This window comes from Candidatus Arsenophonus triatominarum (assembly GCF_001640365.1).
Classification (GTDB): Bacteria; Pseudomonadota; Gammaproteobacteria; order Enterobacterales; family Enterobacteriaceae; genus Arsenophonus; species Arsenophonus triatominarum.
Map to the genome: position 1 here is coordinate 235,179 of NZ_LWMI01000006.1, position 20,739 is coordinate 255,917.

Genomic DNA, 20,739 nt, shown 5'->3' on the forward strand with positions numbered 1-20,739 from the left:
TTTCACCCTCACTGATCGGTGTAATCAGTAAGCGTGTTGCTTAATAGTGAAATAAGGGTATTCGGTGATTGGAAGTAAATTTTAGGCTGTTCTGAGATGGAAATTCCAAAGACCGGCACTAAGGAGTAAAAAGGTATAGCTAGGCGACTTAATTTTGATTACAAGGTGTGTTATGAGTTATACAATTGATTTTCGACGTAAAGTAATATCTGTAAGGAAAGCCGAAGGTTTAACAATTCGAGAAACTGCGAAACAATTCCGTATTGGAAAAGCGTCTTTAGTACGTTGGCTTAAACGACCAGAGCCAAAAAATTCAACGCCACGTAAGAGGAAGCTCGATAAAAATGCTTTAGCAAAAGATGTGGAACAGTATCCAGATGCTTACCAAAAGGAACGGGCAGAGCGATTCGGTGTTTGTAAAAAGACTATTTGGCAATCCCTTAAAAAGCTGGGATTAACCTATAAAAAAAACTCTATTCCATCCAAAAACCAACGAAAGCGACAGGCTGGCACATCAGCAAAAAAGACAACAGTATGAAAAAAAAGATAAATCTGTTGTTTTTATTGATGAAAGTGGTTTTTCACATGACACTCCACGAACTCACGGCTATTCCCCAAAAGGTCACCGTTGTTTTGGCCTGAAAAACTGGGGTGCTAAGGGAAGAACAAATGTTATTGGCGCTTTATTGGGAACAACCCTTTTTGCTATCGGATTATTTGATTGCAATATTAATCGTGATGTTTTTTATGTTTGGATCACAAAAATATTGCTCCCAGAACTTCCTGAAAATTCTGTTATTTTTATGGACAACGCTAGCTTTCACAAAGGTAAGAATATTGAACAGGCAATTATAAACGCAGGACACCAGATAGAATATTTGCCTGTGTATTCACCAGATTTAAATCCTATAGAACATAAATGGTCTCAAGCTAAACGTAAAAAGATGGAAACAGGATGCACTATCGATGACCTGTTTTTAATACATATGCTGTAATCAAAATTAAGTCGCCTAGCTATAGTGGCGGCTCTGCTGGCGCAAGGACTATCGCCACGATGGTTACCAATACACACAACGTGAAACTTGGGCGGTGGTTAGCGGGTAAGTTGATGAAAGAATTAATCATCGTCAGTTGCCAAGAGCGAAAACATAAATACAACCGCGGTGGAAATGAACGTATTGATATTCCAAATCTGCTCAATAGGCAGTTCGCTGTTACAAAGCCTGACCAGGTTTGGTGCGGCGATGTAACCTATATTTGGACAGGCTCACGATGGGCCTATCTGGCTGTGGTATTGGATTTGTTTGCCCGAAAACCGGTGGGCTGGGCAATGTCATTTGCACCAGACTCAGAATTAACCGCCAAAGCACTACAAATGGCTTGGGAACTACGTGGGCATCCCAAACAGGTGATGTTCCATAGTGATCAGGGAAGTCATTATACCAGTCGTCAGTATAGGCAGGCATTGTGGCGTTATCAGATGACCCAAAAAGCGTGTTGCTTAATAGTGAAATAAGGGTATTTCGGTGATTGAAGTAAATTTTAGGCTGTTCTGAGATGGAAATTCCAAAGACCGGCACTAAGGAGTAAAAAGGTATCATCAATAAAGGGTCTACGATTCCGTAAAATTTGGGTCATACAACCGAGGCGCTTGATACCCGCGATGGCGTGTTCAACCGTAATACGGATGCCCGAGATTATTTTATTTTCTTGTTTTTGTTCAGGCGATAAAGGTCTTTTTCGAGTTCCTTTTTTTGGGATTTGTGTATTAGGATGCTGTTTATCTATACCTTGAAAACCGGTATCGGCCCAGATGGTTACCTCAGGGGGAATATGGCGAATTATATCGACTTTATCGAGTAAGCGTTTATCGTGACGGCGCCCATTTTTGATCATGGGGATAAATCCAATTTTCCTCGTTTCGTCAGTCATAATAAGCCCTTTTCGAGTGGTCTGTCTTTTCTTTCCCGAATACATTTTTTTTCGCCGACGCAGATTCTTAGGCTTTTGGACAGGTCGCTCTGTCCCATCAATAAAGACGTCTTTATAGCTAGGCGACTTAATTTTGATTACAGCATATGTATTAAAAACAGGTCATCGATAGTGCATCCTGTTTCCATCTTTTTACGTTTAGCTTGAGACCATTTATGTTCTATAGGATTTAAATCTGGTGAATACACAGGCAAATATTCTATCTGGTGTCCTGCGTTTATAATTGCCTGTTCAATATTCTTACCTTTGTGAAAGCTAGCGTTGTCCATAAAAATAACAGAATTTTCAGGAAGTTCTGGGAGCAATATTTTTGTGATCCAAACATAAAAAACATCACGATTAATATTGCAATCAAATAATCCGATAGCAAAAAGGGTTGTTCCCAATAAAGCGCCAATAACATTTGTTCTTCCCTTAGCACCCCAGTTTTTCAGGCCAAAACAACGGTGACCTTTTGGGGAATAGCCGTGAGTTCGTGGAGTGTCATGTGAGAAACCACTTTCATCAATAAAAACAACAGATTTATCTTTTTTTTCATACTGTTGTCTTTTTTGCTGATGTGCCAGCCTGTCGCTTTCGTTGGTTTTTGGATGGAATAGAGTTTTTTTTATAGGTTAATCCCAGCTTTTTAAGGGATTGCCAAATAGTCTTTTTACAAACACCGAATCGCTCTGCCCGTTCCTTTTGGTAAGCATCTGGATACTGTTCCACATCTTTTGCTAAAGCATTTTTATCGAGCTTCCTCTTACGTGGCGTTGAATTTTTTGGCTCTGGTCGTTTAAGCCAACGTACTAAAGACGCTTTTCCAATACGGAATTGTTTCGCAGTTTCTCGAATTGTTAAACCTTCGGCTTTCCTTACAGATATTACTTTACGTCGAAAATCAATTGTATAACTCATAACACACCTTGTAATCAAAATTAAGTCGCCTAGCTATACTATAGCGATATAAGACCTCACTGGTATAATGGTGGATTAACGCCAAACGAATCAGAGCGACTGTTCCGTGAACAGTCAGGTAGGGTGGCCAATTTTAGTTGACCACTACATGTGTTAGCTGGCTAATAATTCTTCTTCTCAGCCATGTTCAGATCATCAAACTTTTCAACGGAGGCCACACCGCCCCCCCCCCCCTGTAAAGGCGTCACCATCACGGAAAAACTGAACGCCTCTTAATGACGCTGAAACCCCTTTACCGTTATTGTCATAGGCGTAAAACTCAATGGTGGCGTTAACGTAACAGCTAGAGTAGGGACGACCATCCTGTGCGGTTAACGGTGAAGTGTTACGGTCAATAACTAACGGACGAGATTTGTTGCTGGCGCCGATATACAGGTTTCCGGCGTAGCCGTCGTATTCTTTGTTATCGCCATTGCGTAGGCAAAAACGGTTAGGATTATTACAAATGCTGTTATAGATTTTTTCGATATCCTTTGCGTCCCATTTTTCCCCAATCACACGTTTGATAACGGCTTTGATTTCTTCAATCAGGTCAATACGACTTTTGGCGATAAGGAAAGTGGCACGGTATTTGAATTCACTCTGACCGCTAAACTGAGAAGGTTCAAATAAATCAGGAAAAGCCAGACGTACATTGTTTAATTTGATTTTCATAACATTACATTTTAATTACACGAGTTTCGCACAAAACTAATTTGGGTACGCTAATAAAACACGGATGTGCTCAGTAATAGCAATTTTGATTACGTCCCAATTTTGTTTAACTTCTCGATGATAAACTTCAACAGACCAACAGGCATCCATGATAGATTTGACGTATTCACGGGTGGGATTCTCTTTGTTTGTTACTAAGTCACGAGTTTCGCACCAATAAAAAAACGCTCTATTTTTAAGTTTAATTCAGCATAATATATAAATAGACAAAATCTTATAAATTAAAAGCAACTTATTGTAATTTAAACAAATTTATACGTTTTAGTAACTTGCAAATTAGCCATTGCTTTTAAGCCATTTCTGGAATTTTATATGCCTGTGCGAAACTCGTGTTTGAGATGAAAGAGAAACAAATTACTCTGTTAATTGTAACGAGTTAAAAAATACGAGGAAAAAATAGGTTAGTTAGATGACAGAAAGATGTATTATTTATGACTGTTAAATAAATAATCAATTTATTTAAAAATATAGCCTTATATATCGATATAATAAATTTTCAAAAATCAAAGAATTATATGATTTTATAAAATATAATAAAATTTTCCGTTAAATTACGGCTAAATAAAAATATAGATTTTTATTTTTCCATTAATGGTAAAGTTGCCCGTATAGATAACCCTCCCCGTTTACTTTTATCTATAATAATTTCACCATCATGAGCATCAATAATTCGTCGAATAATTGCTAATCCTAGCCCTGTACCACCATTACTTCTTGCCCTTTCACCTTGCACAAAAGGTTGAAAAAGATGTTGAATACTTTCTTTTTTAAGTCCTGCGCCATCATCCTCAACCTGAAACCAGGCGTGATCTTTTATCACACCACTACTGACTTTTACCCAACCATTTCCATAGCGGAGGGCGTTAACCAGCATATTGGTTACTGCTCGTTTAATGGCAATTACATTAGCATTAATAATGATAGGTGATGAACTAATCTGCGTCTCAATATTAGACAGGAAACTACTCTCAGCATTAACAGTTTCAAGTAGGACTTTGTTCAAGTCACAAAACTCCATGTTCATTTCCTTGCCTGTACATATATAGTCCATGAACTGCCCAATGATGGCATTACACTCTTCAATATCTTTGTTAATTGATTCTGCTAGATATTGATCCTTTTCATTCATCATTTCTGTCGCTAAACGGATCCGTGTTAACGGAGTTCTCAAATCATGACTCACGCCTGCCATTAATATCGTTCTATCATTTTCCAGCATTTTTATTCCTGACGACATACGATTAAAAGCGCGGATGACATAACGTATTTCTAATGAACCTTCTTCCTTGATTGCTGGAACCATGACACCTTTTCCCATTTGCTTGGCATAGCTTTCTAATACAAATAATGGTCTACTCTGATAACGAATATAAAGCCATGTAACAGCAAAAATGGTTAAAAAAATAGCTAATGTATAACGAAATACAACGGCGAACTGATTCTGTCCTATTTCAGTTAAAGGCAGTCGTATCCAAACATTTGGGGCAAGATAAGAGTTTAACCATAAAAAAGGATGCTCTTTGGCAATTTCAAGACGAACATCCGCCTTGCCACCCATATATTCCGCCATCTGCTGGCTTAATTCCTCATAATATCTTGCCCAACGTAAGCCTTTTGCCATAGCACGCGACTCGGTATAAAAATTAATACCCAGTTCTTTATAGATTTTCTTCTCAAATGATGGAGGCATTAAAATTGCATTTCCATCTTGCAATTCAATTTTCTCTGTTAATAACGTATGCACTTCATAGGCTAAGACTTTATTAAGCTGCTGAAGACTCGGCATTACAACAAAATTAAGCACAACTAAATAGCTGGTGACTAAACTAGCAAACAGTAAAGTAACAATAACGAATAATGAACGAGAAAACGTGTTACGTCTGGAAAAACGCAATCGTTTCATGCTTTACTACCATCTGGTACAAATACATAACCCAACCCCCAAACCGTTTGAATATAACGTGGATGAATAGGATCATCCTCAATCATTCGACGTAGACGTGAAATCTGCACGTCTATCGAACGCTCCATCGCACTATATTCACGCCCTCGAGCAAGACTCATCAATTTATCACGAGATAGAGGCTCACGTGGATAAGAGACCAGCACTTTTAAAACCGCAAACTCACCGCTGGTTAATGGCATAGACTCATCATCTTGAAACATTTCCCTTGTTCCTAGATTTAATTTGAATTTACCAAACCGAATTACCGCCTCGTCCTGTGCCGGCGCACCCGGCAGCTCATTTGCCTGACGTCGTAATACGGCGCGAATACGAGCCAATAACTCTCTGGGATTAAACGGTTTAGGTATATAATCATCCGCCCCAATTTCTAATCCAACAATCCGATCTACTTCTTCACCTTTTGCTGTTACCATAATAATTGGGATAGGATTATTTTGACTCCTTAAACGACGGCAAATAGATAAGCCATCTTCACCGGGTAACATCAAATCCAGTACAATCAAATGAATAGATTCACGCGTCAAAATACGATCCATTTGCTCCGCATTGGCGGTACTACGAACTTGAAAACCCTGTTCAGTTAAATAACGCTCCAGTGAAGAGCGCAAACGCATATCATCATCCACAACAAGAATTTTATAATTTTCTTGCATTTTTTGACTCCATAAATATTTTTAAGATCCCTAGATATAGTGTCTTAATAACAAATAAGACAATAATAATATAACTAATTCCTATTAGGCTTTTTTAGATTAATATTTACATTTTATTGATTTTTTTTAATTTTATATCATTTACAACTCAATTCCTTGATAATTAATATCCAATAAGTAATAATACCATTTGGCGTATTCACCGTAATTTCATCATCAATTTGTTTACCTAATAATTCTCTTGCCACTGGTGAATTAATAGAAATCCATTTTTTAGCCGGATTAAATTCATCTAGTCCAACTAAACGAAAAACTTTAATACCACCATTTTCATCTTGTAGTTTTACCCAAGCCCCAAAGTAAACGCTACCTTCCTGCCGAGGATCGGGATCAACTATTTTTAATACTTCAAGACGTTTAGATAAAAATCGAATACGTCGATCAATTTCTCGTAATCGCTTTTTACCATAAATATACTCCGCATTCTCTGAACGATCACCAAGCGCCGCTGCCTCTGATGCAGCTTGAGTGACTTTCGGCCGCTCCTCACGCCAAAGAAACTTCAACTCTTTTTCGAGGTTGTTCCACCCTTCACGCGTAATATAATTATTTTTCACAATAAAAACTCAGTATAATTAACCTTAATTTAAACTAATTACTATATAATTCAAAAAAAGTTTTCGTTCACTACATCAAGTTCTAATATCCAAATATAATGTTAACTGGAAATTATTGTTTTCAACACGTATAAATGCGCACATAAGTCGTTAATTGCGTCCTATTTAAGTATTGAAGAAACTAAAATGATGAATAAATCCTTAAGCAAAATTATTGCACATGAATTAGATACAACGCCAGCGCAAATACTTTCAGCCATTACATTACTCGATGAAGGAAATACTGTTCCTTTTATTGCCCGTTATCGTAAAGAAGTCACAGGAGGACTCGATGATAACCAGCTACGTAAACTTGAAACACGTTTAAGTTACTTACGTGAATTAAACGAGCGCCGCCAAACTATCCTAAAATCGATTAATGAACAAGGAAAGCTTACGGCTGAACTTGCTCAAGCGATTAATAACACTTTTAATAAAACTGAGCTCGAAGATCTCTACTTACCCTATAAACCCAAACGTAGGACACGAGGCCAAATAGCGATTGAAGCTGGCCTAGAGCCACTCGCAAAGCGGTTATGGAATGAGCCCCAACATATACCAGAGCAGATAGCCGAAACCTTTATTGATCCACAAAAAAATATTAATGACACTAAAGCTGCGCTCGATGGTGCTCGTTATATTTTAATGGAACGCTTCGCTGAAGATGCAAATTTACTTAGCAAAATTCGTGATTATTTGTGGAAAAATGCCCATTTAACGGCAAAAGTTATTGAAGGTAAAGAAACCATAGGTGCAAAATTTAGCGACTATTTTGATCACCATGAGCTTATTTCGCATATCCCATCCCACCGTGCACTTGCTATGTTTCGTGGCCGTAACGAGGGTATTTTACAATTATCACTTAATGCCGATCCACAATTTGAATCACCACCAAAAGAAAGTTATTGTGAAGAAATTATTACCCAACACTTTGGCTTACATTTAAATAATGCACCAGCAGATAAATGGCGAAAAGCCGTTATCAGTTGGACATGGCGAGTTAAAATTCTGTTACATTTTGAAACAGAATTGATGGGCACCTTACGTGAAAAAGCAGAAGAAGAAGCGATTCATGTTTTCGCACGTAATCTACGTGACCTTTTGATGGCAGCGCCTGCTGGTATGCATACCACCATGGGATTAGATCCTGGTTTACGCACTGGCGTCAAAGTTGCTATTGTTGATGCGACAGGCAAACTCATTACTACAGACACGATTTATCCTCACACCGGACAAGCAACTAAATCTGCAACGACTATTGCATCCTTATGTGAGAAATATAAAGTTGCCTTGGTCGCTATTGGTAATGGTACTGCCTCACGTGAAACTGAACGCTTTTTTGCCGCAGTTAAAAAACAGTACCCTCAAATTACCGCCCAGAAAGTAATCGTTAGTGAATCTGGCGCTTCAGTTTACTCGGCATCTGAGTTAGCGGCTCAAGAATTTCCAGCACTCGATGTCTCTTTACGTGGCGCAGTCTCTATTGCCCGCCGTTTACAAGATCCACTAGCCGAATTAGTAAAAATTGATCCCAAATCAATTGGTGTTGGTCAATACCAACATGATGTTAACCAAACTTTACTAGCTAAAAAATTGACAGCGGTAGTTGAAGATTGTGTAAACTCAGTCGGTGTTGATCTAAATACCGCCTCTGTTGCTCTTCTTTCACATATTGCAGGACTAAGTAAAACGATTGCCCAAAATGTCGTTAATTGGCGTAACGAACACGGGCGCTTTAATGACCGCAAACAACTATTGGAAGTTACACGTCTTGGTACAAAAGCTTTTGAGCAGTGCGCGGGCTTTTTACGCATTATGGCAGGGAATAATCCTCTCGATTCCTCAACAGTTCATCCTGAAGCTTATCAGATCGTAGAAAAAATTTTATTAACCACTAAGCAACCCTTAAAAACGATTATGGGTAACACTAGCGTGCTTAATAATCTCAAACCAGAATTGTTTACTACAGACAAATTTGGTATTCCGACGGTAAATGATATTTTAAAACAATTAGAAAAGCCTGGACGAGACCCGCGGCCAGAATTTAAAACAGCCTCTTTTATCGATGGCATTGAAACCATGGAAGATCTTAAAGTAGGTATGATATTAGAAGGTTCAGTGACCAATGTGACCAATTTTGGTGCGTTTGTCGATATTGGCGTTCATCAGGATGGTTTAGTACACATTTCCTCCCTGTCCGATAAATTTATTAAAGATCCTCATTCTCTAGTCAAAACAGGGGATATTATCACCGTTAAAGTTATCGATATTGATTTAAACCGTAAACGAATTGCATTAACCATGCGTCTGGATGAAAAAATAGCAGATACGCCACAACAACATCGTAATAAGCCACAGACAGGCAAAAAAGCCTCCTCAGCCAGTTCAACTAAAACATCCCAATGCAACAATACGCTATTCGCTAATAGTGTAATGGGTGATGCACTTTCGGCAGCACTCAATAAAAAGCGTTAATCGTTAATATATAGCTAATAGTCTGATCTAACATCAGACTATTAGCATATGCAATTTTAGAAAATGGTTTTTTTTAATAAAAACTAATGAATTAACACTAATTTTGATGCCAATACTTCACTCTCTAGAGAACTATTGATCAATATCAATTGTTTTCATTTAAAAAAAGCGCTAAATTAATTCGAGTAGCATGTAATGATGATTTTCATTATTGATGTAAGAATGATAATATTTTTCATTAATTTTACTATTCGTCTGGTGCCCATTTGCGGTATCTTTGTTTTTTTGGCTCTAGAGTGGAAGTGTCTATGTCAATTCTTCCTAATCATCGATACAAAATTGTCGGATTTTCAGCAGAAATAAATCCAGCTTACCGTCAAAAGTTACTTTCTTTAGGCATGTTACCTGGATCTTTTTTTAACGTTATTCGTATAGCGCCGTTTGGTGATCCTATTCAAATCGAAACTCGCCGTATGAATTTGATCTTAAGAAAAAAAGATCTTGCGTTATTAAATTTGGACGATGCCGGCAACCAAGCGGTATAAAAATATTTTTATGATAACTAACATAGCCTATTGCATATTACTCATCTGACACCAAAAACTATGAAACCATTAACTATTGGCCTTATTGGCAACCCTAACGCCGGTAAAACGACACTCTTTAATCAATTAACAGGCGCTCGTCAACGTGTTGGCAACTGGTCTGGTGTCACTGTTGAGCGAAAGGTTGGCCGCTTTGCAACCTCGGAATATGATATTGAATTAGTTGACCTGCCTGGCACCTATTCACTAACCACTATTTCAGAACAGACCTCACTCGATGAGCAAATTGCCTGTCATTTCATCCTAAGTGGCGAAGCGGATATGTTGATCAATGTTATCGATGCCGCTAACCTCGAGCGTAATCTTTATCTAACATTACAACTTATTGAATTAGGTGTGCCTTGTATCGTCGCGCTTAATATGTCGGATATTGCCGAAAACCAAAATATTCATATTAATATTGATGAACTTCAAACACGCCTGGGTTGCCCTGTTATCCCTCTAGTCTCAACTCGCGCAAAAGGTATTAGCAAATTAAAACAAGCGATTGATAAACATAGTAATAATCTTATTTCAACCCTCATTCGCTATCCCGATTTTTTGCTCACCGAAGTGGAAAATTTAACTCAAATTATCGACCATAATAAATTCAATCATCAACAGCGCCGTTGGCTAGTACTACAAATCTTAGAAGGTGATATATATAGCTTGGAACGTACCGCTATTTCCACTGATAAATTAGATAAAATTAGAACCCATTTACAATATCAACAACAAGAAGAGCCTGAGCTCATCATCGCTAATGCACGCTATCAAACTATTGCCACCATTTGCGAAGCAGTTATTAATACTGAAACGGTAAAACCGAATGCCTTAACGCAATTTATTGATAACATAGTACTTAATCGCTGGTTTGGGGTGCCGATATTTCTTTTTATCATGTATTTGATGTTCATACTTGCTATCAATATTGGTGGTGCATTACAACCGCTCTTTAAAGGTGGCTCAGAAGCCATTTTCATCCATGGAATTCAATGGATTGGCCATACTTTTAACTTTCCACAATGGTTGACGGTTTTCCTTGCCCAAGGGGTAGGTGGTGGTATCAACACTGTTTTGCCATTAGTTCCCCAAATTGGTTTAATGTATTTATTCCTTTCTGTATTGGAAGACTCAGGTTATATGGCACGCGCAGCATTTGTCATGGATAGACTGATGCAAGCACTAGGTCTGCCTGGTAAATCTTTTGTTCCTTTGATTGTCGGTTTTGGCTGTAATGTGCCTGCTATTATGGGCGCACGAACACTAGATACCCCTCGTGAACGATTAATCACCGTTTTAATGGCGCCTTTTATGTCTTGTGGCGCCAGGCTGGCTATTTTTGCTGTCTTTGCGGCCGCTTTTTTTGGCAAAAATGGCGCAAGTATTGTTTTTTCTCTTTATTTATTAGGTATTGTTATTGCTATCCTAACAGGGTTGTTATTGAAATATACTGTTGCACGGGGCGCATCCTCCCCTTTTATTATGGAATTACCGGTTTACCATGTACCACACTTAAAAACATTACTATTACAGACCTGGCAAAGATTGAAAGGCTTTATCTTAAGAGCGGGAAAAGTGATTATTATTGCCAGTATGATTATCGGGGCACTTAATAGTTTTTCTTTGTCCGGTAAAGTCGTTGATAATATTAACCAATCAGCATTAGCGTCAGTAAGTAAAACCGTTACCCCGTTACTGAAACCTATCGGTATCAATGATGATAATTGGCAAGCAACCGTTGGACTTATTACGGGCGCATTAGCTAAAGAAGTGGTTGTCGGCACATTGAATACACTGTACACCGCCGAAAATATTACTCAAACACTTTTTAATGCCGAGCAATTTAATCTGTTAGATGAATTAGAGGATGCAGTTAATGAAACTTGGGATAGTCTAAAAGAAACATTCAGTTTAAGTGTCTTATCCAATCCTATTGAAGCAAGTAAAGGTGATGGTGATATGGATAGCAGTACAATGGGCGCTATGGCAGCACGATTCGGCTCGTCTTTATCAGCAGCCTATAGCTATCTAATCTTTGTTCTACTTTATGTGCCTTGCATTTCTGTATTAGGAGCCATTGCCCGTGAAACGAATCGAAACTGGATGACATTTTCTATTCTATGGGGCTTGAATGTTGCTTATTCAGTTTCTGCCTTGTTCTACCAAATAGCCACTTTCTCACAACATCCACAATATAGCGCGTGGGTTATTGGGATGCTCGTCGTATTTAACTTACTGTTAATCGCATTGTTGCGCCATTCACGTAAACGCATAACATTAAAACTCCATCATAATGTCCATAAATGTAACCACAGTCAAAGTGGTTCATGCCATTAGAGGTAATGAGATGATCAGTTTATTGCAAGTCAGAGATATGGTTGCGCTGTATGGCAGAACGGATGCTTACCAAATTAGTCAGAAATTCTCTGCTTCATTACCTATGATTGAGGCTATGTTAGATAAATTAGCGGCCATGGGAAAATTAGAACAAATTGATCAATTATCCTGTTTAACGGGCCATAGTTGTAAACAATGTCCCGAAATAAAAAAGTGTAACCTAAAAATTTATCAAGTTACTTCTCTCTAACACAAGTTTCGCACAGGCATATAAAATTCCAGAAATGGCTTAAAAGCAATGGTTAATTTGCAAGTTACTAAAACGTATAAATTTGTTTAAATTACAATAAGTTGCTTTTAATTTATAAGATTTTGTCTATTTATATATTATGCTGAATTAAACTTAAAAATAGAGCGTTTTTTTATCGCTGCGAAACTCGTGTCTAATTTATTAGCATAAATAATGTTTTTGCTTTTATTCTGACTCCCCATATAATTGATCCGAAAAATCGACTAACAATTGAATAAACTGATTAGGATGAGAAATAAAAGGGGCATGGGCGGCATGTTTTATTACCACCGAAGGCGAATTTGGTAACCATTTATCCAGCATTGGTACTATTTTTTTTGGTGCTAAGCTATCAAAGTCACCATAGATACGCAAAAAAGGTTTATTTAACGTTAATAAAGATTGCCGTAGATCAGTTGTTCGCAAAATTTCCAAACCTGCGTTTAACACGGCAACAGAGGGTAACGGCTGCTCTAGTATCACCGATTTTAATAATCGTATATCGTCATTAGCTGTTTTAGTGCCCAATGTTTGCAATACAAGGAAACGTTCTACAGTACGATGAAAATCAACCTGTAATTGTTGTTCAAACCCCTTAAGTACCGTAGGTTTAATGCCTGGCCAATTTTCTTGTTGTCCAAAACAGGGCGATGAAGCCACTGTTATTAAACCTGCTATTTCAGCTTGATGGTTAAGTGAGATGATACTAGCAATCAGTCCGCCTAACGACCAACCTAACCAAATAGCCTGCTTAGGCGCTTTCTGCCAAATTACCTCTGCCATTTGTTGTAGCGACATCGGTGGAAAAAGATTACTACGACCATAGCCAGGTAAGTCAACTAGATGGAGACGAAAATGAGAACCACATTCCACTTCAATGGTACGCCAAACTTCTGCATTCAATCCCCATCCGTGCAATAGCACAATATCTTGTTTTCCTTTACCCAACTGCTGCCAAAACAGTGTCGTCATAGTTATTATCTCTTTATAGGTATAAAATGACATCATTATGTTAACAATGGCTTGGTATTGTTGGCTATGCCACCAAACACTAAAATATCGCTTTCATGGCATTTGTCACTACTGTTTAAAACATTTGCCTTATCTAAAACGAGTTTGTCATCGCTGCGCTTTACCCGTTGAACAATTCACCCTTGCTTGCGGTCGCTGCTTACAAACTCCGCCCTATTAGCACAATCTTGTCGCCATTACTCCCTATATACCACCATTAGCTAGTACAGCAGTACAATATGAAAAGATAACGCAAATCGCCTTTATCCTTGCACGCTTATTTCTACTCTATTGGCAACAAGGATATTGCCAACAACGCTGGCGCAAACCAGATATAGCTAGGCGACTTAATTTTGATTACAAGGTGTGTTATGAGTTATACAATTGATTTTCGACGTAAAGTAATATCTGTAAGGAAAGCCGAAGGTTTAACAATTCGAGAAACTGCGAAACAATTCCGTATTGGAAAAGCGTCTTTAGTACGTTGGCTTAAACGACCAGAGCCAAAAAATTCAACGCCACGTAAGAGGAAGCTCGATAAAAATGCTTTAGCAAAAGATGTGGAACAGTATCCAGATGCTTACCAAAAGGAACGGGCAGAGCGATTCGGTGTTTGTAAAAAGACTATTTGGCAATCCCTTAAAAAGCTGGGATTAACCTATAAAAAAAAACTCTATTCCATCCAAAAACCAACGAAAGCGACAGGCTGGCACATCAGCAAAAAAGACAACAGTATGAAAAAAAAGATAAATCTGTTGTTTTTATTGATGAAAGTGGTTTTTCACATGACACTCCACGAACTCACGGCTATTCCCCAAAAGGTCACCGTTGTTTTGGCCTGAAAAACTGGGGTGCTAAGGGAAGAACAAATGTTATTGGCGCTTTATTGGGAACAACCCTTTTTGCTATCGGATTATTTGATTGCAATATTAACCGTGATGTTTTTTATGTTTGGAGCACAAAAATATTGCTCCCAGAACTTCCTGAAAATTCTGTTATTTTTATGGACAACGCTAGCTTTCACAAAGGTAAGAATATTGAACAGGCAATTATAAACGCAGGACACCAGATAGAATATTTGCCTGTGTATTCACCAGATTTAAATCCTATAGAACATAAATGGTCTCAAGCTAAACGTAAAAAGATGGAAACAGGATGCACTATCGATGACCTGTTTTTAATACATATGCTGTAATCAAAATTAAGTCGCCTAGCTATATCATAATAGCGATCCCACTTCGTCATGGTAAACATTGGCAACATGGATTTAATCAAGCCAGTTTAATAGCAACTCAATTAGCTTATTGGTTAGGATGCCAATTTCAAACTAATTCAATTATTCGCACTCGTGCTACACTACAGCAAACTCTACTTTCTGCCAAAAAACGTACCCAAAATCTTAGTAAAGCTTTTAGGGTAAAAAAATCGTTTCAGGATCGCCATATTGCCGTACTTGACGATGTCATTACAACAGGAACAACAATGAATGAAGTTGCTAAATTGCTGATTAGTGCTGGAGCAAATTCAGTTCAAGCCTGGGCAATATGCAGAACCTTGTAGAAAGTAAGGAAAAGAGCGTATGATAAACATACTAAGATGATAAACTTGAGCATCGATTATGATTAATATTACTGAAGCAGCACAAGCTCATTTTGCCAAACTATTGGCAAATCAAGAACCTGGTACACAAATTCGAGTATTTGTCATTAATCCTGGCACACCTTCTGCAGAATGTGGGGTCTCTTATTGTCCTCCTGATGCTATCGAAGCGACGGATATTGAACTTAAATTTGATAAACTTTCAGCTTATATTGATGAAATTAGTGCACCTTTTCTGGAAGAGGCCGAAATCGATTTCGTAACGGATCAATTAGGCGCTCAACTTACCCTAAAAGCGCCTAATGCGAAAATGCGAAAAGTTGCTGACGATGCTCCACTGATTGAACGAGTTGAATATGTTATTCAATCACAAATTAACCCTCAATTAGCAGGCCATGGAGGACGGGTTTCATTGATGGAAATCACTGACGATGGATATGCAATTCTACAATTCGGTGGAGGATGTAATGGCTGTTCAATGGTCGATATTACCTTAAAAGAAGGTATTGAAAAACAGTTGCTAAATATGTTCCCAGACGAATTGAAAGGCGTAAAAGATTTAACCGAACATCAGCGTGGTGATCACTCTTATTATTAAAATAATTACTCATTTTTGCCAATGATGGATACTCTTTAAAAGTACAGAGAGTATCTTGTTTTTCTGAATGTAAAATAATATTGTGCAGATTACTATGGATAATTTTCAATTAATTACAGTTGAACAAGCCTTTAAACTTTGGCAAACAGGTGACATCATCATGGTCGACATTCGTGACCCACAAAGTTTTCATTCCGCGCATATTAAAGGCGCTTACCATCTCACGAATGAGACCTTAAATAACTTTATTAAGCAAACAGACTTTGACACGCCGGTAATAATGGTAATGTGTTACCATGGCCATAGTAGCCAAGGCGCAGCACAATATTTAGTTAATATGGGCTTCGAAACTGTTTATAGCATAAATGGTGGTTTTGATGCGTGGTTGAGAGAATACCCACACACCATCAACTCACTCTCGTAAGCGATATAACTGGTTATGATCCATTTAATTTCTATAGCAAATCCTAGATTAGCACAAGCATTTATTGATTATATTGCGATGCAAAACATTGTTATCGAAATGCGCGCAGAACCACGGGGAAAATTTTTTGATCTCTGGCTACATGATGAAAATAAGTTCGATCAAGTGCAGCAAGAACTGAAGCTGTTTATGCAAGATCCTCTTAATTCACGTTATCAGGCAGCAAGTTGGCAAACGGGACGTATTGATAAAAAATTTGGCTACCGTAATTATCTAACTGTCGATTATTTAAAAAAACAATCTGGGCCACTAACCATCATCGTTTTCTTTTTATCTATTTTTATTTATATTTGGATGTTAATTTCCGGTAATGACGCCGTAATGGCTTATCTTGCCTGGCCATCAAGTACTCAGTATACTGAAATCTGGCGAATATTCACCCCCGCCCTACTTCACTTTTCGTTGATGCACATTTTATTTAATTTAATGTGGTGGTGGTATTTAGGTGGTCAGGTAGAACGCCAATTGGGTACAGGTAAACTATTTGTCATTGTTATTGTATCAGCTCTTTTTAGTAATTGGGGGCAATCGCTCTTTAGTGGCTCTGCTTTTGGTGGTCTTTCCGGCGTAGTTTTTTCGCTGATTGGCTACGTTTGGTTAACCGGTGAACGTCACCCAGAAAAAGGTATTTCTATTCCAAGAGGGTTAATGATATTTGCTGTTTTATTGTTATTTCTTGGTTACTTTGATATTTTTGGCATGAAAATAGCTAACACGGCACACACTGCCGGGTTAATTATCGGTTTATTAATGGGATTATGAGATAATAGACATAATCCAAATAATACCAAACATGACCAATACATATAGTGATACTTGAGGTTTTTGTGAAGCGAACTCAACGCCATGATACTATTATCGAACTTGCCCGTATTCAAGGCTATGTAAGTACTGAAAAGTTAGTTGAATATTTCAATGTCAGCCCACAAACTATCCGTCGTGATCTCAATGAACTGGCGGAAAAAAATAAAATTCAGCGCCATCACGGAGGTGCCGCGCTTCCTTCAAGTTCTGTTAATACTGCTTACCACGATCGCAAGATGATGTGGTCGAGCGAAAAAGAACGGATTGCTCAACATGTTGCCCGTCAAATCCCCAATGGAGCTACACTATTTATTGATATTGGTACTACACCAGAAGCTGTCGCCTATGCTTTGCTGGATCATAAAAATTTAAGGATCGTCACTAATAATCTTAATGTTGCAACCCTACTTATGGCAAAAGAGGATTTTCGTCTGATCTTAGCAGGAGGAGAAGTTCGCAGCCGTGATGGAGGAATTGTTGGTGAGGCAACCTTAGATTTTATAACTCAATTCCGTCTTGACTATGGTATTTTAGGCATCAGTGGTATCGATGGAGATGGTTCATTACTCGAGTTCGACTACCATGAAGTACGAACAAAAAAAGCAATTATTGAAAATTCTCGTTGCGTTATGCTGGTTACTGATCACTCAAAATTTGGTCGCAATGCAATGGTTAACCTAGGTAGTATGGAGGTGATTGATTATCTTTTTACTGACAAAGCACCTCCTGCAAACATCTACAAAATGATTGAGCATCATAATGTAACACTTGAAATATGCTAATGCTCACTTGTCGCAAGAGATTTTCTTATTTCCTGCTCTATTCTGTGGCTATACTTCTTAATTAGTTTGCTATTTTTGCTCTATTTTTCCAATAAATGATAAATAGCATCAATTTAATGGTTTTTCTCCACTTAATAATAGTTGGCTTTAGAATCTAATTTGATTAAAATTGTGAGCGAAAGCGAACATATTTGAGCAATCTCGAACATTGGGGGACGCATGAAAACAAAAGATTTAATTGTGCTAGGTGGTGGTATAAATGGTGCAGGTATTGCCGCTGATGCTGCTGGTCGAGGATTATCAGTATTACTATTAGAAGCTCAAGATCTTGCTAGCGCAACTTCTTCTGCTAGTTCCAAACTAATCCATGGCGGATTACGCTATTTAGAACATTATGAATTTCGTTTAGTTAGTGAAGCGCTTGCCGAACGTGAAGTTTTGCTTAAGCTTGCTCCTCATATCGTTTTCCCTATGCGTTTTCGCCTACCTCATCAACCTCATCTTCGTCCTGCTTGGATGATACGTGCTGGCCTTTTCCTTTATGATCACCTCGGTAAACGTACCAGTCTACCCGGAAGTAAAGGGCTAAAATTTGGTAAAAACTCTGTCTTAAAATCAGAATTAACAAAAGGTTTTGAATATTCAGATTGTTGGGTAGATGATGCACGCTTAGTTGTCCTCAATGCACAAGAAATTCTCAGACATAAAGGTGACGTCCGAACTCGCACTAAAGCGACGAGAGCTTGGCGTGAGAATGGGCTTTGGGTCGTAGAAGCAGAAGGCTTACGTACGGGTAAAAAAGAAACTTGGCAAGCAAAAGGATTAGTAAACGCAACAGGACCTTGGGTTAAATCTTTCTTTGATGAAGGGTTACAATTAAAATCTCCCTACGGTATCCGGCTAATTAAAGGTAGCCATATTGTTGTACCCCGTGTACACGATGGCTCACAAGCTTATATTTTACAAAATGAAGATCATCGTATTGTCTTTGTTATTCCTTGGATGGACGAGTTTTCTATTATCGGTACTACCGATGTCGAATATCAAGGTGATCCAAAAGATGTTCACATAGATAATAATGAAATCAATTACTTATTAAAAGTTTATAACGATCATTTCAAAAAACAGTTAACACAGCAAGATATTGTCTGGACTTACTCTGGGGTACGTCCATTATGTGATGATGAATCTGATTCACCTCAAGCTATTACACGTGATTACACCCTCGACATCCATGATGAACAAGGAAAAGCACCTTTACTATCTGTTTTCGGCGGTAAATTAACCACATATCGTAAACTTGCAGAACATGCGATAGATAAATTAGCTCATTACTATCCTAATGCCGGCAAAGCGTGGACTAAAGAAGCAACGCTACCTGGTGGTGATATCGAAGGCTGTGATCGTGACGGTTATGCCCAACTATTACGCAAACACTACCCATGGTTACCAGAAGGCATTGCATTGCGATATGCCCGCACTTACGGTAGTAATAGCAATTTGATCTTAAAACAAGCACAATCGTTATCAGATCTAGGTGAAGCTTTTGGCCACAATTTATATGAAGCTGAATTGCGTTATTTAGTCGAAAATGAATGGGTTACAGAGTTAGATGATGTCATCTGGCGTAGAACCAAATTAGGTATGTGGCTCAATGATGACGAGAAACAACGAATAACGCAATGGCTGACTAAAAATACAACCATCACGCAATAAAACCATATAAGCCTCATAAATTTATGAGGCTTATATCGAAACTTTATCGGCTACGACCCGCTCAAACCAGTTAATAAAGTTTCTTCGCCGTATCTAACCAATCCTGCTTAAACTTACGTTGCATATTTTCAACTGCATCAATAATATCATGATGAACCAGTTTATCATTTTGGATACCAACACAGCGCCCACCATATCCCTGTAAAAGTAACTGAATAGAGTAAGCGCCCATACGGGATGCCAGAACTCGATCACTCGCTACTGGGCTACCTCCTCGCTGAATATGACCTAAAACCGTTGCTCGTGTCTCATGCCCCGTTGCTTTTTCAATATATTTTGCCAATTCATTAACATCATAAATATGTTCAGTAATGGTAACAATCGCATGACGTTTACCTCTTGCTAAGCCAGATTTAATTTCTGTCAGTAACTCTTCCTTATCAAAAGGTATTTCGGGTAATACCACAAACTCACAGCCTCCAGCAATAGCCGCGGATAAAGTCAAATCACCACAATGACGCCCCATTATTTCAACTATCGAAATACGTTTATGGGAAGTTGAGGTATCACGTAAACGATCAATTGCTTCAACAATGGTATCCAAAGCGGTAAAATAACCAATCGTATAATCAGTACCGGCAACATCATTATCAATAGTTCCGGGTACACCTATACAAGGGAAGCCCGCTTCAGTGATCTTCTTTGCGCCACGATAAGAGCCATCTCCACCAATGACAACCAAGGCATCAATATTATGTTTTTTCATATTATCAATAGATTGGGTTCTTACCTTCTCACTATCACGAAATTCAGGAAAACGGGCAGAGCCTAAGAAAGTACCCCCGCGATTAATAATATCAGAAACACTAAAACGGTTGAGTTTTTTTATTCGATTTTCATAAAGTCCCATATAGCCGTCATAGATACCATAAACTTCTAAATCTTCAGAGAGTCCCATGCGCACAACACTACGAATAGCAGCATTCATTCCTGGCGCATCACCACCACTGGTTAAAACGCCAACTTTTTTTATTCCTTTTTTTTTGTTCATGGTGACCTCTGATTTAATATATTGCTACAAGTATAAAAACCATAATTTCATGCATTTTGCTTATG

22 protein-coding genes and 4 pseudogenes are annotated in these 20,739 nt (G+C 38.2%); 16 read left to right on the plus strand and 10 right to left on the minus strand.

All coding sequences use genetic code 11. The features are described 5' to 3' along the window. Positions 1 to 172: 172 nt before the first annotated feature. From AYJ55_RS03995 to AYJ55_RS04005, 3 genes and pseudogenes are all read left to right on the plus strand, one after another. On the plus strand, positions 173 to 538 hold the full coding sequence (locus tag AYJ55_RS03995) for an IS630 transposase-related protein (protein WP_063653415.1): 366 nt from the start codon (positions 173 to 175) through the stop codon (positions 536 to 538). Then, on the plus strand, positions 507 to 995 hold the full coding sequence (locus AYJ55_RS04000; RefSeq protein ID WP_063653499.1) for an IS630 family transposase: 489 nt from the start codon (positions 507 to 509) through the stop codon (positions 993 to 995). Before AYJ55_RS03995 ends, AYJ55_RS04000 begins: the two co-directional genes overlap by 32 nt. A gap of 23 nt (positions 996 to 1,018) precedes the next feature. Then, positions 1,019 to 1,489 (plus strand): annotated as a pseudogene (locus AYJ55_RS04005) (DDE-type integrase/transposase/recombinase); the annotation flags it as partial. Between the two features lie 53 nt (positions 1,490 to 1,542). Here the strand turns inward: AYJ55_RS04005 and AYJ55_RS04010 are convergent. The 8 genes and pseudogenes from AYJ55_RS04010 to greB all read right to left on the minus strand — a co-directional run bounded on the left by AYJ55_RS04010 (position 1,543) and on the right by greB (position 6,905). Continuing rightward, complete coding sequence (locus AYJ55_RS04010; protein ID WP_162505296.1) at positions 1,543 to 2,070, minus strand: transposase family protein; 528 nt, start codon at positions 2,068 to 2,070, stop codon at positions 1,543 to 1,545. Then, complete coding sequence (locus AYJ55_RS04015) at positions 2,070 to 2,603, minus strand: IS630 family transposase (RefSeq protein WP_162505291.1); 534 nt, start codon at positions 2,601 to 2,603, stop codon at positions 2,070 to 2,072. The genes AYJ55_RS04010 and AYJ55_RS04015 overlap by 1 nt, the downstream gene beginning before the upstream one ends. Further along, entirely contained in the window at positions 2,527 to 2,892 is a 366-nt protein-coding gene (locus tag AYJ55_RS04020; protein WP_063653415.1) for an IS630 transposase-related protein, read from the minus strand. Before AYJ55_RS04020 ends, AYJ55_RS04015 begins: the two co-directional genes overlap by 77 nt. A 153-nt stretch (positions 2,893 to 3,045) precedes the next feature. Then, positions 3,046 to 3,606 (minus strand): annotated as a pseudogene (locus tag AYJ55_RS04025) (DUF2815 family protein). Between the two features lie 36 nt (positions 3,607 to 3,642). Continuing rightward, positions 3,643 to 3,804, minus strand: a pseudogene (locus AYJ55_RS35505) (IS701 family transposase); the annotation flags it as partial. Between the two features lie 439 nt (positions 3,805 to 4,243). Next, a complete protein-coding gene (gene envZ / locus AYJ55_RS04030) occupies positions 4,244 to 5,569 on the minus strand; it encodes a two-component system sensor histidine kinase EnvZ (protein WP_063654402.1) in 1,326 nt (441 codons plus the stop codon). Continuing rightward, positions 5,566 to 6,285 (minus strand): osmolarity response regulator transcription factor OmpR, encoded by a 720-nt coding sequence (gene ompR / locus AYJ55_RS04035; protein ID WP_063654403.1) that lies wholly within the window; start codon positions 6,283 to 6,285, stop codon positions 5,566 to 5,568. The genes envZ and ompR overlap by 4 nt, the downstream gene beginning before the upstream one ends. A gap of 137 nt (positions 6,286 to 6,422) precedes the next feature. Continuing rightward, positions 6,423 to 6,905 carry a transcription elongation factor GreB gene (greB, locus tag AYJ55_RS04040; protein ID WP_063654404.1) on the minus strand — a complete coding sequence of 161 codons (483 nt, stop codon included), beginning with the start codon at positions 6,903 to 6,905 and terminating at the stop codon, positions 6,423 to 6,425. A 183-nt stretch (positions 6,906 to 7,088) separates the two neighbouring features. On the opposite strand from greB, the gene AYJ55_RS04045 reads away from it, so the two are divergent. The 4 genes from AYJ55_RS04045 to AYJ55_RS04060 all read left to right on the plus strand — a co-directional run bounded on the left by AYJ55_RS04045 (position 7,089) and on the right by AYJ55_RS04060 (position 12,590). Continuing rightward, entirely contained in the window at positions 7,089 to 9,416 is a 2,328-nt protein-coding gene (locus tag AYJ55_RS04045; RefSeq protein ID WP_187153165.1) for a Tex family protein, read from the plus strand. A gap of 308 nt (positions 9,417 to 9,724) precedes the next feature. Next, positions 9,725 to 9,961, plus strand: coding sequence for a ferrous iron transporter A (gene feoA, locus AYJ55_RS04050; RefSeq protein ID WP_063654405.1), 237 nt, complete (start codon positions 9,725 to 9,727; stop codon positions 9,959 to 9,961). Between the two features lie 60 nt (positions 9,962 to 10,021). Then, complete coding sequence (feoB, locus tag AYJ55_RS04055; protein WP_063654650.1) at positions 10,022 to 12,340, plus strand: Fe(2+) transporter permease subunit FeoB; 2,319 nt, start codon at positions 10,022 to 10,024, stop codon at positions 12,338 to 12,340. 10 nt (positions 12,341 to 12,350) lie between these two features. Then, entirely contained in the window at positions 12,351 to 12,590 is a 240-nt protein-coding gene (locus AYJ55_RS04060; RefSeq protein WP_063654406.1) for a FeoC-like transcriptional regulator, read from the plus strand. Positions 12,591 to 12,815: 225 nt separating this feature from the next. On the opposite strand, the gene bioH is transcribed toward AYJ55_RS04060, so the two are convergent. Continuing rightward, a complete protein-coding gene (gene bioH, locus AYJ55_RS04065; protein ID WP_063654652.1) occupies positions 12,816 to 13,601 on the minus strand; it encodes a pimeloyl-ACP methyl ester esterase BioH in 786 nt (261 codons plus the stop codon). 46 nt (positions 13,602 to 13,647) lie between these two features. On the opposite strand from bioH, the gene AYJ55_RS35510 reads away from it, so the two are divergent. The 9 genes and pseudogenes from AYJ55_RS35510 (at position 13,648) to glpD (ending at position 19,623) form a co-directional block, all read left to right on the plus strand. Continuing rightward, complete coding sequence (locus AYJ55_RS35510; protein ID WP_425393773.1) at positions 13,648 to 13,821, plus strand: double zinc ribbon domain-containing protein; 174 nt, start codon at positions 13,648 to 13,650, stop codon at positions 13,819 to 13,821. Positions 13,822 to 14,011: 190 nt separating this feature from the next. Then, positions 14,012 to 14,329, plus strand: a pseudogene (locus AYJ55_RS32595) (IS630 transposase-related protein); the annotation flags it as partial. A gap of 17 nt (positions 14,330 to 14,346) precedes the next feature. After that, the gene (locus AYJ55_RS04075) at positions 14,347 to 14,835 is read left to right on the plus strand and encodes an IS630 family transposase (RefSeq protein WP_162505297.1); all 489 of its coding nucleotides are present in this window, start codon (positions 14,347 to 14,349) and stop codon (positions 14,833 to 14,835) included. A gap of 89 nt (positions 14,836 to 14,924) precedes the next feature. Further along, the gene (locus AYJ55_RS35515) at positions 14,925 to 15,200 is read left to right on the plus strand and encodes a phosphoribosyltransferase family protein (RefSeq protein WP_425393774.1); all 276 of its coding nucleotides are present in this window, start codon (positions 14,925 to 14,927) and stop codon (positions 15,198 to 15,200) included. Between the two features lie 58 nt (positions 15,201 to 15,258). Continuing rightward, on the plus strand, positions 15,259 to 15,837 hold the full coding sequence (gene nfuA / locus AYJ55_RS04080) for a Fe-S biogenesis protein NfuA (RefSeq protein ID WP_063654411.1): 579 nt from the start codon (positions 15,259 to 15,261) through the stop codon (positions 15,835 to 15,837). 94 nt (positions 15,838 to 15,931) lie between these two features. Continuing rightward, positions 15,932 to 16,261 (plus strand): thiosulfate sulfurtransferase GlpE, encoded by a 330-nt coding sequence (glpE, locus tag AYJ55_RS04085; RefSeq protein ID WP_063654413.1) that lies wholly within the window; start codon positions 15,932 to 15,934, stop codon positions 16,259 to 16,261. Positions 16,262 to 16,276: 15 nt separating this feature from the next. Further along, positions 16,277 to 17,083 carry a rhomboid family intramembrane serine protease GlpG gene (glpG, locus tag AYJ55_RS04090; RefSeq protein ID WP_063654415.1) on the plus strand — a complete coding sequence of 269 codons (807 nt, stop codon included), beginning with the start codon at positions 16,277 to 16,279 and terminating at the stop codon, positions 17,081 to 17,083. Between the two features lie 65 nt (positions 17,084 to 17,148). Then, positions 17,149 to 17,907, plus strand: a complete 759-nt coding sequence (locus tag AYJ55_RS04095) for a DeoR/GlpR family transcriptional regulator (protein WP_063654417.1) — start codon at positions 17,149 to 17,151, stop codon at positions 17,905 to 17,907. A gap of 219 nt (positions 17,908 to 18,126) precedes the next feature. Next, entirely contained in the window at positions 18,127 to 19,623 is a 1,497-nt protein-coding gene (gene glpD / locus AYJ55_RS04100; protein ID WP_063654419.1) for a glycerol-3-phosphate dehydrogenase, read from the plus strand. Between the two features lie 70 nt (positions 19,624 to 19,693). Here glpD and pfkA read toward each other — a convergent pair whose 3' ends face one another. Further along, the gene (gene pfkA / locus AYJ55_RS04105) at positions 19,694 to 20,674 is read right to left on the minus strand and encodes a 6-phosphofructokinase (RefSeq protein WP_063654421.1); all 981 of its coding nucleotides are present in this window, start codon (positions 20,672 to 20,674) and stop codon (positions 19,694 to 19,696) included. Between the last annotated feature and the right edge of the window lie 65 nt (positions 20,675 to 20,739).

What these genes read in the sequence shown, in the direction of transcription:
- AYJ55_RS03995 (WP_063653415.1), top strand. Translation starts at nt 173, where the DNA reads ATGAGTTATACAATTGATTTTCGACGTAAAGTAATATCTGTAAGGAAA.
- AYJ55_RS04020 (WP_063653415.1), bottom strand. Translation starts at nt 2,892, where the DNA reads ATGAGTTATACAATTGATTTTCGACGTAAAGTAATATCTGTAAGGAAA.
- envZ (WP_063654402.1), bottom strand. Translation starts at nt 5,569, where the DNA reads ATGAAACGATTGCGTTTTTCCAGACGTAACACGTTTTCTCGTTCATTA.
- ompR (WP_063654403.1), bottom strand. Translation starts at nt 6,285, where the DNA reads ATGCAAGAAAATTATAAAATTCTTGTTGTGGATGATGATATGCGTTTG.
- AYJ55_RS04045 (WP_187153165.1), top strand. Translation starts at nt 7,089, where the DNA reads ATGATGAATAAATCCTTAAGCAAAATTATTGCACATGAATTAGATACA.
- feoA (WP_063654405.1), top strand. Translation starts at nt 9,725, where the DNA reads ATGTCAATTCTTCCTAATCATCGATACAAAATTGTCGGATTTTCAGCA.
- feoB (WP_063654650.1), top strand. Translation starts at nt 10,022, where the DNA reads ATGAAACCATTAACTATTGGCCTTATTGGCAACCCTAACGCCGGTAAA.
- AYJ55_RS04060 (WP_063654406.1), top strand. Translation starts at nt 12,351, where the DNA reads ATGATCAGTTTATTGCAAGTCAGAGATATGGTTGCGCTGTATGGCAGA.
- bioH (WP_063654652.1), bottom strand. Translation starts at nt 13,601, where the DNA reads ATGACGACACTGTTTTGGCAGCAGTTGGGTAAAGGAAAACAAGATATT.
- AYJ55_RS35510 (WP_425393773.1), top strand. Translation starts at nt 13,648, where the DNA reads ATGGCTTGGTATTGTTGGCTATGCCACCAAACACTAAAATATCGCTTT.
- nfuA (WP_063654411.1), top strand. Translation starts at nt 15,259, where the DNA reads ATGATTAATATTACTGAAGCAGCACAAGCTCATTTTGCCAAACTATTG.
- glpE (WP_063654413.1), top strand. Translation starts at nt 15,932, where the DNA reads ATGGATAATTTTCAATTAATTACAGTTGAACAAGCCTTTAAACTTTGG.
- glpG (WP_063654415.1), top strand. Translation starts at nt 16,277, where the DNA reads ATGATCCATTTAATTTCTATAGCAAATCCTAGATTAGCACAAGCATTT.
- glpD (WP_063654419.1), top strand. Translation starts at nt 18,127, where the DNA reads ATGAAAACAAAAGATTTAATTGTGCTAGGTGGTGGTATAAATGGTGCA.
- pfkA (WP_063654421.1), bottom strand. Translation starts at nt 20,674, where the DNA reads ATGAACAAAAAAAAAGGAATAAAAAAAGTTGGCGTTTTAACCAGTGGT.